A 13103-nucleotide genomic window follows, 5' to 3' on the forward strand; every position below is an offset into this window, starting at 1 on the left:
AAACAAAAATGAACCCAAAAAAACGGAGGTAATTGATTATGAAATTTTTTATTGATACAGCTAATGTGGAAGATATTAAGAAAGCTTATAAAATCGGCGTATTATCCGGTGTTACTACTAACCCGTCTTTGGTTGCTAAAGAAGGCGTGAAATTTGAGGATCGTATTGCTGAAATTTTGCAAATTGTACCTGAGGTTGAATCCGTTTCTGCCGAAGTAACACCTAATGCGATTACAGCGGAAGAAATGATCGCTGAAGCGAACGAGCTGATCAAAATCAACAACAACGATAAAAATATTACAATCAAGCTTCCGATGAACCTTGCTGGGCTGGAAACTTGTCGTTATCTGACGAAAAAAGGCGTGAAAACGAACGTAACGCTTATTTTCACAGTCAACCAAGCGCTTCTGGCTGCTCGTGCTGGCGCAACTTATGTTTCTCCATTCCTCGGCCGTCTGGACGATATTTCGGAGGATGGCGTACTGCTCGTGTCGAAAATTGCTGAATTGTTCCGCACACACCAACTGGATGCGCAAATTATTGCGGCTTCGGTTCGTCACCCGGATCACGTTACTCGCGTAGCGATGGCTGGCGCGCATATTGCAACGGTACCATTCGCGGTTATCGAGCAAATTTCGAAGCATCCGCTTACTGATCAAGGTCTGGAGAAATTTGCTGCTGATTGGAAAAAAACTTCCCTGTAAGAAGGGGAGTTTGAGGCTATAAGTCATTTAAGGCACTTAGGTTTATAGGGAATTTGCCGCCAGTGTGGGGCGATAGCCGTTTGAGATTGTATAAAAAAGAGTTTGAATAGGATTGGGAGGCAGAAACCGTGAGTAAACAGCAAATTGGTGTCGTGGGCCTTGCCGTTATGGGCAAAAACCTCGCTTTAAATATTGAAAGCAGAGGCTTCTCGGTTGCACTATTCAACCGTTCCCCGGAAAAAACAAATGAGCTTCTGGAAGAAGCAAAAGGTAAAAATTTCGTAGGGGCATACAGCGTTGAAGAGTTTGTAAACTCGCTAGAAACTCCACGCAGAATTTTGATTATGGTAAAAGCAGGCGCGGCAACAGATGATACGATTAATCAGCTTGTACCTTTTCTGGATCAAGGCGACATCTTGATTGATGGCGGCAACGCTTATTTCCCTGATACGCAAAGAAGAAATGAAGAGCTTTCGGCTAAGGGCTTCCGCTTTATTGGCGCGGGCGTTTCCGGCGGCGAAGAGGGCGCGCTTAAAGGACCAGCGATTATGCCAGGCGGTCAAAAAGACGCTTACGAGCTCGTTGAGCCGATCCTGACAGCCATTTCTGCAAAAGTGAATGGCGATGCTTGCTCCACTTATATTGGCGAAGGCGGCGCTGGACACTATGTGAAGATGGTGCACAACGGCATTGAGTATGGCGATATGCAGCTTATTGGCGAAGCGTATCATTTGCTGAAGGATGTATTGGGCGTCAGCACAACTGAGCTGCATAACATTTTTACCGAATGGAATAATGGTGAGCTGGACAGCTATTTAATCGAAATTACAGCTGACATTTTCTCGAAAACAGATCCAGCTACAGGCAAGCCAATGGTCGATGTCATTCTTGATTCCGCAGGCCAGAAGGGAACGGGCAAATGGACAAGCCAAAGTGCGCTTGATCTCGGCGTTCCATTGTCGATTATTACCGAATCCGTATTCTCACGCTTCATCTCTGCGATGAAAGAGGAGCGTGTAGCGGCAAGCAAGAAGCTGAATGGCCCTGCGGTATCGAGTTATGACGGTGATCCGCACGAGTTTGTTGAAGCGGTGCGAAAAGCGCTGTTCGCCAGCAAAATCGCTTCGTACGCTCAAGGCTTTGCACAAATGCGCGCTGCTTCTGATACGTACAACTGGAACCTGAACTACGGCAGCATCGCCATGATTTTCCGTGGCGGCTGCATCATCCGTGCAGGCTTCCTGCAAAATATTAAAGATGCCTACGACCGTGACCCGGAACTGAAAAACCTGTTCCTCGATGATTATTTCGGCGGCATCGTAGACAACTACCAAGAGGCTTGGAGAAAAGTGATTGCGATTGCTGTAACAAGAGGAATTCCAGTTCCTGCTTTTGCTTCGGCACTGGCTTATTATGACAGCTACCGTACAGAAAGACTGCCAGCTAACCTGCTGCAGGCGCAGCGCGACTATTTTGGAGCGCATACGTTTGAGCGTCTGGATCAACAAGGCAGCTTCCATTTTCAATGGATGGAAAATAACGAATAGGAAATACTCAGTTACAAATAAGTAAATATTTGGTAAAAATAACGAGAAGATTGACCTCGCAATTGCGAGGTCAGCTTTTGTTGAATTTTACAGAAATAACGGCGAGTCACTAAAAAATGATGCTCTCCTAGCGTGTGGATGCAGGAGAAGCTGAAATACTGCGTTTTATGAGCTAATGAATAGATGATGGGCTTTGTTCGATAGGCCAGCTGCTGAAAATGTTCAGTAGCTGGCTTTTCATGTTCAAATTGTCTAATTTTTAGGTGGTTTCATATCATATTTTTATGGTGTTATGTGGATGGTATTTGTGGTATAGTGGGAATAGCACTTTTTTTTCCACCTAAGGGAGGATGATCCTATACAAATTCATGCCCCGCTAGAGCGATCCCAATAAAAAATTCCGATTATTCGCCAAAATCAGAAAGCGCTGACACCAGCTGGCGACAAATAAAAGTTACATGATTTGTAACTTAAATATAAATATAGACATAAAAATAAATATTGTAAAAAAACATAGAATTATGGTATAACTTTATTAACGGCGTTATTGGTTGCACCGACGGCCGCATCTTTGTTAAGCAATATTCCTCAAGAGATATAGTCGTCTACTCCTTTAGCGACACATTCAACTATGAATGAACTTCTCTCAACCCACCCACAGCTTTTGCTTTCCTTTCTAACACACTTTCATCCAGATGAGTTTGTACAAATGAAGACTGCTGTTTAAGCTGCACTGCCTATGTTATTTCCATGTAAGGAGTGAGTGCCGAGCGATGATTATCCAAAGATAATGAAAGCGCTCTCTAACTTAACGGTTATTTAAGCTGACTCAGGAATGACATGCAATCTTTTATCCAATGAAGGAGCTGAAACAATGGAAAACGTACAGCTATCGATCGAAAATCAAATTAAACACATGATTGTTACTAAGTTTGGATTGGACATCTCGCCAGAGGAGATCAACGATGATGACCCGCTATTCGATGTGAATGAACAGGGTGAAGGACTCGATCTGGATTCAGTTGACGCTTTGGAACTGGCGGTTGGACTGAAGGAGCTTTTTGGCGTTAAGCCACAAAGTAGTGATATGTCTGTTTTCAAGAGCGTTCGCTCGATTGCAAACATCATCCGCAGCACGATCGGGGATTAGTCGATGAGCAGACCGCAAGCCGTAGTAACCGGAATTGGAATTATCGCGCCAGGCGGCTCAAACAGAGAAGCTTTCTTCCAGTCCATTGTGAATGGCGCCAGCGGGCTTCGGGCACACGATAAGCTGAACAAGCTTGGCGTAAGCAGCGAGGTAGCCGGCAGCGTTGACAAGCTGTATCGAGAAATGGAAGAGGATGAGCGGGCTGTTCAAATGACTTATGCCGCGCTTGATGAAGCTTTGGCGGACAGTGGACTGACGAAAGAGGATATTGGCAAGCTGGAGGCAAGAGCGGGCTTGTCTCTTTCAGAATCTGTCCCCGGTCATATTAAAACGATGAGATATATTCAAAATAATCGGGAGCAGAAGTGGAATGACCCCGATGGGCTGATTGAAATTCCATCGCTGCTTTCACATATTGTTTCGTATGTAGACATAAGGGGCCAAGCCTACACAACGATGTCGGCCTGTGCCGCTGGAACGGCGGGAGCAGGAATTGCTCTAGATGCTATTAGGGGCGGAATGGCTGATTTAATGGTCGTTGTTGGAGCAGAGCCCTTATCGGATAACTACATTGCCGGGTTTCACAGCCTTCAGTCCATGAGTCTGGGCGGCTGTGTGCCATTTGATCAGGATAGGGACGGCATGTCGCTTGGCGAAGGAGCCGCCGTCTTTATCGTGGAAACGCTGAATGGAGCGAAGGCAAGAGGGGCTCACATCTACGGCGAGCTGCTGGGATACGGCTTAAGCAATGATGCCTATCATATTACAAGTCCCGATCCAGAAGGAGAAGGGGCTGTACGGACGATGCGGATGGCCTTGGAGGATGCGGGCTTGCAGCCGGGAGACATTGATTATGTCAATGCCCATGGCACAGCAACCGAACTGAATGACTTAATGGAGATGAGAGCGTTGTCCAAGGTTTTTGGAGCCGAGGAGAAGCCGTCCCAGGTTATGATTTCTTCAACGAAGGGGGTTACTGGCCACTGCTTGGGAGCTGCGGGAAGCGTGGAGCTGGCGGCAACCTTGCTTGCCATAGATCGCGGCATTGTGCCTCCAACTGCATTTCTGAAGAAGCAGCCGGAACCATTTCAGCACCTTCAGATTGTGAAAGGGAACGCTGAGGAACGGTCCATTAAATACGCGATGTCCAACTCGTACGCCTTCTTCGGCCATTCTGCAAGTATAGTTGTCGGAAAGGTCTAAGCATTATACACCATATGCTGGGAGCTGTCAGGGATGGAAACGATTGATATTGCAAGAGGCTTGCCTCATCGCTACCCGTTTGTCATGGTAGATCGAATTACGGAGACGCTTTACATGAAGCGTTCCAAAGGCTACAAAAACATAAGCTTTAATGAACAGTGGGCAGTTGGACATTTCCCCGATGAGCCTATTTATCCAGGCGTTCTCATGATTGAGACGATGGCGCAGGTCGGCGGATTTATTTTTTACAACGAGGAGAGCCCTGCGGCCAACAAATTTTATTTAAGTGCGGTTAACCAAATCAAGTTCATGCATCCGGTTGTACCGGGCGATACATTTACGGTAGAAGCAGAATTGGTAGAATCCTTCCATATCTTCCACCAGATTAAATGTACGGCTGCAGTCGGCGATAAAGTAGTCGCTTCTGGACTGCTAACCTTAAGCTATTCCAATTAAAAAAAGGTGGTCTTACATTCCGCAGTGCATAATTCATAAATTTGGGAGAATCCATATGCATAAAATATTTGTTACGGCTGTTGGAGCGATAAGCTGTGCAGGGTCCGGTGCAGATGAGTTTTGGGAAGGCATAAACGCACAGGCGGCGGTGAGGCCCGATGAGCTTAAGCTGCCGGTGGATATTCCGCAAAATATTGAAAATCGGGTGGCAAGACGGATGGATCGGTTTTCACGGTTGACCATGAGCGCCTCGAAACAAGTGCTTGATGAAGATTTGATCGCGCAGGAGCAATGGGATCATAACCGGATTGGAACTGTTTTTACGACAGGATATGGTCCCTTGGTATCTAACCTTGCCCTTAGCAATCAAATTGTCTCAGGTGGCGTCGATATGGTGAGCCCCACCGTTTTCGCAAGTACGGTATATAACTCGGGAATCGGCCATGTTTGCTTGAGCTTAAAGCTGAAGGGTGCGAGCACCATACTAACGGGCAGCAATGCGGTTGCCTATGCATCTGATCTGCTCAAAAGCGGTAAGGCCGATGCGATATTATGCGGCGGGGTAGAGGAATATTGCCCAGAGCTGCTCGATTCCTTTCAGCAGCAGAACTACGTCACAAAGGATGAAAATCATTTGTGCCGACCTCTCGACCGAAATAGAAGCGGAACGAGAATGACAGAAGGCGCCGCTGCATTGCTGCTTGAGACAGAGAGCGTGTTAGTCAGCAGTCCGGAACGTATCGTTTGTGAGGTTGTCGGGTATGCAAGTTTAATCGGGAAAGGCTACCTTGGCAAAGACCGCGCTGATGCGGATTCAAAGCTGTTCGCTCGTGTGATGGATATGGCGCTCAAGCATGCCTCGATTTCTCCAAGCGTTATTGATGGCATTTTGATGGCTGCCGGGGGTGGACGCTATGCCGATAAGGCGGAAGCCCAAGCTATTCATGAAGTTTTTGGCCAGCGTGCCGCTTCCATACCGGTTGCTTCAATTAAAGGGGCAACAGGCGAAACGCTTGGCGCTTCGTATATGTTGAATGTCGCAGCGGGTGCTCTAGCCATTGCCAAAGGGAGCATGCCTTTAACGGCAGGCTGCATCGAGCCGGATACCTCTTTAGAGCTGGATATCGTCCATCAAAAGCCGCGTTTGGGCAATTACGAATATATATTAGTGAACGGATATGATGTCAACGGATGCTTGCACAGCGTTATCCTTGGAACGGTTCGGAGGTGAACCCTTGAAATTTGCCGATAAAGTCGTCTTTATTACCGGAGGAGCGAAGGGAATCGGCTGCGCCATCGTACAGGCTTTTGCCAGTGAAGGGGCTACCGTGCTCTTTACCTATAAAAGCAGTGAGGAAGAAGCTGAGAAGCTGGAAGCTGCCCTGCAGGAAAAGGGGGGCAAGGCGAAAGCGTTCGCGCTGGATGTATCCGATCATATGAATGCGCTTGCTGTAATAGAGGAGGCTGTCCAGCAGTTTGGAAAGATTGATGTGCTGGTCAACAATGCGGGCGTAACGGAGGATGGTTTTCTGATGCTGATGGAGGAATCCTCCTGGGACAACGTCATCAATACCAATTTGAAAGGCGCCTACAATTGCTGCAAAGCGGTGCTGCCTTCGATGATCAGCAAGAGGCGCGGAGTCATCGTGAATATTTCTTCCGTTTCCGCTTTAACGGGTGCTTCAAGTCAGACGAATTATAGTGCGTCCAAGGCTGGTCTCATTGGCTTGACTCGATCACTATCAAGAGAAGTGTCTGGAAAAAACATCCGTGTAAATGCCATTGCACCAGGTTATATCGTGACGGATATGCTCGGGAAAGTTCCCGATCGCGTGCGCCGTCATTTTGTTGATAAAATTGCCTGCGGCCGGTTAGGCGAGGCTGATGAAATTGCAAAGGTAGCCCTATTCCTAGCTTCTGACGATGCAAGCTACATATATGGACAGACGATTATTGTCGATGGAGGAATGATTTAAGGCAGCCTTGAAAGTAAAAACGAACGATTTTAGGGAGGTTAAATGATGAGTGGGGAATTAAAAGTAGCGGACTTTAATATGAGGTTTTATGAAATTTTGCAAAAAAATATGGAGCTGTTGACGATTGATGAGAGTGTATTGCAATCGGATTTGGAAACGGTAGGCCTTAACTCGATTTCTTTCGTTAAATTAATTGTAGCCTTGGAAAATGAGTTTGATGTCGAGTTTGAAAATGAAATTTTGATTATCGACCATTTTGCTACCTTGGGGCAGTTTAAGGATAGCGTACAAAAGCTTGTAGAAGGGCAAAATCATTAATTTTCTCCGCTCGCAGGGCTCTGTGAGGCAATCTTACCCTATAGTGGAGGGCACTTATGCAAATAGCACGCCGTAACTCCGCATTTTTTTCAATGCGCCGGTTGTTTGTCTTTCTTAAGCCCTATCGGTATTGGATAGCACTAAAGCTGATAAGCACCATCATTATAGCGGCAAATGATATTTTGCTCATCTATATTATTAATCTTTTATTTTCTTCTACCCAGACTGGTGATATGGAAGGCGTAATACAGGTTGTAAAATTAATTCTCCTTTTTATAGTGACAGGGATCATTGTTAATTTCTTCAGTGTGTATTCGTCAGGACGCTATAGCGCCTTGGTAACCCGAGATTTAAAAAATAAAGTTAGCGAGCATATTAATAAACTGCCTATTTCGTATATGGAATCGCGCCACTCTGGCGACTTTAGCTCCAGAATGACGAACAGCATCAATCAAATAGAAGGGTTTATTTACAATGATTTTGCTGCTCTTATTTTTCACATTGTCCGGGTCGCTGCCTGTATTGCCGTTATGTTTTATATGAATTGGCAGCTTACGCTGTTTTGCTTCGGCATGCTGCTGTTTATGACCTTTTTGAGTGAAAAAGTCAGTCGCCCATTAGGTCAATATGCAGCAGATGTCCAGCAAAGCATGGCTCAAATGAGCACCGTTGTTCAAGATACCATTGGCGGTATCTATATGATTAAGTCATACAATCTAGTACAGGCTGTGTATCAAAAGTGCCAGCTGCTGCTTGACAAGCTGCTTGAACATTTTCTGAAAATCGAGAAACGCGTTGCTGCGATTGGAGCACTCAGTGTATTTATCCGAACGGCTCCGCTGGTTGTATTTTTTCTGTTCGGCGGATATTTGGTTAGCGAAGGACAGCTTTTAATAGGCGCTTTAATCGCGTTTGTGCAGTTCATCAATTATCTTGTGTCCGGGATGGGAGAAATTCCAAATCAGATTAGCCGATTCAAGATGACGGCTGGCGTTGTCGAGCATCTGTTTGAATTGCTGGATGCTGAAACAGAACGGATAGATGGCAAGCAGCCGGAAAACCTTTCGGTATCAGCACCTGCACTTGAATTTAAACAGGTTACTTTTTCCTATGATGATCATACGAAGGTGCTTGACGAGGTCAGCTTTACATTGCCGCAAGGTAAAACGGTCGCCTTGGTGGGGCCAAGCGGTTCAGGCAAATCGACGATCTTTAAGCTTATAACCGGCTTTTATGATTATAAGGGTGGGCAAATCAAGCTGTACAACGAGCCGCTCACCGATTGGAGGCTATCATCCGCAAGGGCGCTCATTTCACATGTTTCGCAGGATACCTTCCTTTTTCCAGGCTCTATTGCCGAAAATATTGCATGCACGGATGAGGGCTACCGCATTGAGGATGTAGAAACCGCAGCTAAGCTTGCAAATATCCATGAATTTATTCGGGTATTACCACAGGGGTACGATACGCTTGTCGGTGAGCGGGGGGTTAAGCTGTCAGGTGGACAAAAGCAGCGGATAGCGATTGCCAGGGCCATATTGAAGGATGCCCCCATTTTGCTGCTCGATGAGGCAACTTCGGCGCTTGATTCTGAATCCGAACAGCTTGTGCAACAATCCATTAACCGGATTATGCGAAACAAAACGGTTTTGGTCGTCGCACATCGCCTGTCTACGGTCATGAATGCGGACCATATTTTGGTGCTGAACGAGGGGCGTATTGAAGAAAGCGGCACACATGAAGAGCTGCTTGCCAATAACGGCACTTATCATCGTCTTTACAACAATCAGGCAAGCAAGCATGGAGACCAGCCGTATGGGCTTGGTCAAGAGGGGGCATAGTTGCTTGAAGATAAGCAATAAACAACAAATGGCGAGACTTGCCCAATTGCTTGGTCGGCGTAAACTAACTTTTATTTTCAGTTTTCTGGGCTTCGGTCTCATGAGCTCAAGCGTATCCATTATTACAGCCATGCTGGTCTCTACATTTCTCGATGCGATAACCGAGAAAAATATGGCTGCCGTAATGACGCTCACCATCCAGTTCATGCTCATCGTCATTGCTATGTGTATACTAACGCCACTTTTCCAATATTGGTACGGTAAAACGGTCAAGACAATTATGAACAGCATGCGGCTTCGCGTTTTTCATCATATGGAGAAGCTTCCTGTTACTTATTACGAGAACAGCCATAGCGGTGACAGCCTGTCCAGAATAACAAATGATTTGCAGACGATGGAAAATGCCTTTTCTGGAGAAGCGCTTACGCTTCTTTCCTTAATGGCTACCGGAACAATATCAGCCGTCATTATGTTTTATCTGGATTGGAGATTTGCCGTTGCCATGATTTTGTTAGGAATGCTGTCTACGTATGTAAATTCAAGATACGCTAAGCCGTTCCGAACGCTTGGCACCGAAATTCAGGAGCAGTCCGGCGTTCAGCTTGAACGCTTAACGAATCTTGTTGCTGGTACACAGGTGAGCAGAACGTTTCAGATGGTCGATGGGATGAACCGCAAGTACAAGGAAACGACGACTCGGCTTGCAGATTTGTTTTTACAACGAGCGAAGAAAAGCGCCTATTTAACAAGCACTAATTATTTTCTGCTGTGGATTAATAATGGCGGAGCTTTTATTATTGGAGCTTTTATGCTGATTAACGGCCAGCTGACAATCGGCAGCTTGCTGGGGGTTATTTTGCTGTTGGAGAACGTAACGAATCTTTTCCGCAATCTAGGCGTTTTCTGGTCCAACTTGCAATCCTCGCTGGCGGGGGCTGACCGGGTGTTTGAGCTGCTGGATGTAGCAGAAGAACCCGAGCGATACGCTGCGGTCTCGAAGGAAGCTGAAGTCGCATGCTCAAACGAAAATATAATGCTCGATTTCAAAAACGTATCGTTTGCCTATCACAAAGACGAAAATGTGTTAAATCGCTTGAATCTTCAGGTAGACAAAGGGCAGCATGTCGCGCTTGTAGGGCCCAGCGGGGGCGGCAAAAGCACGATTATGAAGCTGCTGCTTGGTTTTTATCCATTCTCCGACGGCGACATTCGAATTGAGGGCAAAAGCTTTGGGGAATATTCATTAGAAGAGCTAAGGGACAGGATGGCCTACGTTTCTCAGGATCCCTATCTATTTGAAGGAACGATCGAGCAAAATATTCGCTACGGAAAATTGGACGCGACGACTGCAGAGGTTGTAGAGGCGGCGCGTGCAGCGTTTGCCCATGATTTTATTTCGGAGCAGACAGATGGGTATAAAACCGCGGTTGGCGAAAGAGGCGTGAGGCTGTCTGGTGGTCAAAAGCAGCGAATAGCTATCGCCCGAGCTATATTGAAAAACGCGCCGATTTTGCTGCTTGATGAGGCTACTTCAGCATTGGACAGCGATTCGGAGCTGGCGGTCCAGCAAGGAATCGAGCGGCTGATGGAAGGGAAAACGACGATTGCTATCGCCCATCGGCTGTCCACCATTGAGCAAGCTGACATGATCGTAGTCGTTGACGGCGGGAATATTATGGAGCAGGGCAAGCATGACGAGCTTCTGGCAGCAGGTGGCGCATACAGCAGGCTGTATCATACACAGAAGCGAACACAGGAATGGCTTCCACAAGCCTTGCAGCAAGAAGCTTGAGTGTGAAAGCTTGCGGCAACGCTACTGTACACTAAATATAGAGGAATTAAGGGAGGATACATGAATGAGGATACTTGGCATAAGCGGCGGAATTGATTTCCCTCATGAGGACGGGTTTGTTACGACCATCTTGAATTCGGAGATTCATGATGCTTCAGCCGTATTAATTGAGGACGGGCAAGTGGTCGCCGCCTATGAGGAAGAACGTTTAAACCGCATTAAGCACTCAGGAAAGCTGCCGATTTTATCGATTCGCCGTTGTCTGGAGCTAGGAGGAGTACGTTTGGACGATGTGGATAAAATCGTCTTTTACTGTGAAGAAGCTCAGTTTAAATACGAAACGACTACCCATCGGCATCAATTTCGGCAATTTCCGTACAGTGATCCAAAGGCGTGGGTGGTCGAACGACTAAAGCAATTTTTTGATACGGATTTTAAGAAAGAGAATGTAGTGTTTGAAAATCATCATTATTGTCATGCTGCAAGCGCCTATTATATGTCCGGCTTTGATGAAGCGCTTGTCGTTACAATAGATGGTGCCTCCTTGGAAGGCAATGCCGGAATTGTGCTTGATGCTGTAGGAACCTCGCTCAAGCCGCTAAGCCATATTACTAACGATGACAGCTTAGGTGCCTTTTATACACAAATTATCGAGTTTCTCGGCTATACGACTCATGATGAATACAAAGTAATGGGGCTCGCTCCTTATGGAGATCCTGCCAAATTCAGAAGGCTGTTCAAGAAAGCTTTCACCCTGCTGCCTGAAGGTAAATTCAAGCTTAATAGAAGCTTTTATTATGTGCTGATGGATTTAATGTCTAATCCCCGTTTGAAGGGTGAGCTGTTTACACAGGAGCATAAGGACATAGCGGCTGCGCTTCAGGAAGCACTCGAAAACGTTGTCATGCATATGCTCGTCCATTTTCAACAGGCGACCGGACGTAAAAAGCTATGCATGGCAGGCGGGGTTGCGCATAACTGTACGCTAAATGGAAAAATTTTGTACTCGGGTTTATTCGACGAAGTGTTTGTGCAGCCTGCCGCCCATGATGCGGGCAATGCGCTTGGAGGAGCACTGCTGCAGTCCCGTAAGCTCGCTCCAAGCTTGCAGACAGAAACGCTGCGTCATCTCTACTGGGGAAGCGCCATTCAAAGCAATGATCGCATTCTAGAAATTTTGAAGCAATGGGATCGGTTTGTTACCTACCGCAAAACAGATCATGTTGTCGAAGCTGCGGCTAAGTTAATTGCGGAGGGAGCCGTTATCGGTTGGGTGCAGGGACGCTCGGAGTTTGGCCCTCGGGCGCTAGGCAACCGCAGCATTTTGGCTGATCCGCGTCCAGTGGAAAACAAAAGCATTATCAATGCCATGGTGAAAAAAAGGGAGGGCTACCGGCCGTTTGCTCCTTCCATATTGGAAGAGTATGCAGACGATTATTATGTGCTGCCGCAGACAAAAGCTCCTTACGCCTACATGAATTTCGTGCTGAAGACGAGGGAGGACAAGCAGGAGCTGCTCGGCGCGGTTACTCACGTAGACGGAACGGCGCGCATTCAAACGGTATCTCGTGAAACGAATGAAAGGTACTGGCACTTAATTGATGAATTCCGCAAGCTGACGGGTGTGCCGGTGCTGCTTAATACTTCGTTTAACAACAATGCGGAGCCTATTGTAGATTCAGAAGAGGACGCCATTGTCAGCTTCCTGACGACTAATATTAACACTTTAATTATCGGTGACTACATCATCGACAAAAAAACAGTTGGCAAGGAACAATTTATGAAGTTTGTACCGAAACGGCCGCTTAGCTCGGAGCTGAAGAAATCGGTCGGCTATACAGCTGAAGGAGGCAAGAAAGTCAGCTGCGGAATACGCCTCCACTTTGGAGATAAATATAAGACTGCGTTATCGGAAGAGATGTATCGGCTGCTAGAGCTATCCGACGGGGAAAAGACGCTGGCAGAGCTGGTTGAGCTAGCAGGCTGCGGCAGTAAGACTGAAGAGGATATCGTAGATGAAATGATAGAATTATGGTCTTTGCGGCTGGTGCATTTACGGCCATTCGAAACCATTGCATTAGCTACCGTCTGAAGGATGCAGTAAAGGCGGAGAAGG

General features: G+C 46.6%; 11 protein-coding genes. All 11 read left to right on the forward strand.

Features of this window, described 5'->3' with window-relative positions; all coding sequences use genetic code 11:
- The first annotated feature begins 38 nt into the window (after window positions 1-38).
- The 11 genes from fsa (at window position 39) to V5J77_RS12925 (ending at window position 13079) form a co-directional block, all read left to right on the forward strand.
- A complete protein-coding gene (gene fsa, locus V5J77_RS12875; protein WP_338556372.1) occupies window positions 39-704 on the forward strand; it encodes a fructose-6-phosphate aldolase in 666 nt (221 codons plus the stop codon).
- A gap of 128 nt (window positions 705-832) precedes the next feature.
- Window positions 833-2251 carry an NADP-dependent phosphogluconate dehydrogenase gene (gndA, locus tag V5J77_RS12880; RefSeq protein ID WP_338556374.1) on the forward strand — a complete coding sequence of 473 codons (1419 nt, stop codon included), beginning with the start codon at window positions 833-835 and terminating at the stop codon, window positions 2249-2251.
- An 874-nt stretch (window positions 2252-3125) separates the two neighbouring features.
- The gene (locus V5J77_RS12885; RefSeq protein ID WP_338556375.1) at window positions 3126-3401 is read left to right on the forward strand and encodes a phosphopantetheine-binding protein; all 276 of its coding nucleotides are present in this window, start codon (window positions 3126-3128) and stop codon (window positions 3399-3401) included.
- Between the two features lie 3 nt (window positions 3402-3404).
- Window positions 3405-4604: a beta-ketoacyl-[acyl-carrier-protein] synthase family protein gene (locus V5J77_RS12890; RefSeq protein ID WP_338556376.1), complete on the forward strand. Its 1200-nt coding sequence runs from the start codon at window positions 3405-3407 to the stop codon at window positions 4602-4604.
- 33 nt (window positions 4605-4637) lie between these two features.
- The gene (gene fabZ, locus V5J77_RS12895) at window positions 4638-5060 is read left to right on the forward strand and encodes a 3-hydroxyacyl-ACP dehydratase FabZ (protein WP_338556378.1); all 423 of its coding nucleotides are present in this window, start codon (window positions 4638-4640) and stop codon (window positions 5058-5060) included.
- 55 nt (window positions 5061-5115) lie between these two features.
- On the forward strand, window positions 5116-6291 hold the full coding sequence (locus V5J77_RS12900) for a beta-ketoacyl synthase N-terminal-like domain-containing protein (protein ID WP_338556379.1): 1176 nt from the start codon (window positions 5116-5118) through the stop codon (window positions 6289-6291).
- A 4-nt stretch (window positions 6292-6295) separates the two neighbouring features.
- Window positions 6296-7036: a 3-oxoacyl-[acyl-carrier-protein] reductase gene (gene fabG, locus V5J77_RS12905; protein ID WP_338556380.1), complete on the forward strand. Its 741-nt coding sequence runs from the start codon at window positions 6296-6298 to the stop codon at window positions 7034-7036.
- A gap of 42 nt (window positions 7037-7078) precedes the next feature.
- Complete coding sequence (locus tag V5J77_RS12910; protein WP_338556382.1) at window positions 7079-7354, forward strand: phosphopantetheine-binding protein; 276 nt, start codon at window positions 7079-7081, stop codon at window positions 7352-7354.
- A gap of 56 nt (window positions 7355-7410) precedes the next feature.
- A complete protein-coding gene (locus V5J77_RS12915) occupies window positions 7411-9195 on the forward strand; it encodes an ABC transporter ATP-binding protein (RefSeq protein ID WP_338556384.1) in 1785 nt (594 codons plus the stop codon).
- A gap of 4 nt (window positions 9196-9199) precedes the next feature.
- A complete protein-coding gene (locus tag V5J77_RS12920) occupies window positions 9200-10987 on the forward strand; it encodes an ABC transporter ATP-binding protein (protein WP_338556386.1) in 1788 nt (595 codons plus the stop codon).
- Window positions 10988-11051: 64 nt separating this feature from the next.
- The gene (locus V5J77_RS12925) at window positions 11052-13079 is read left to right on the forward strand and encodes a carbamoyltransferase C-terminal domain-containing protein (protein WP_338556388.1); all 2028 of its coding nucleotides are present in this window, start codon (window positions 11052-11054) and stop codon (window positions 13077-13079) included.
- Window positions 13080-13103: the final 24 nt, after the last annotated feature.

Source organism: Paenibacillus sp. KS-LC4 (assembly GCF_036894955.1).
Classification (GTDB): domain Bacteria; phylum Bacillota; class Bacilli; order Paenibacillales; family Paenibacillaceae; genus Pristimantibacillus.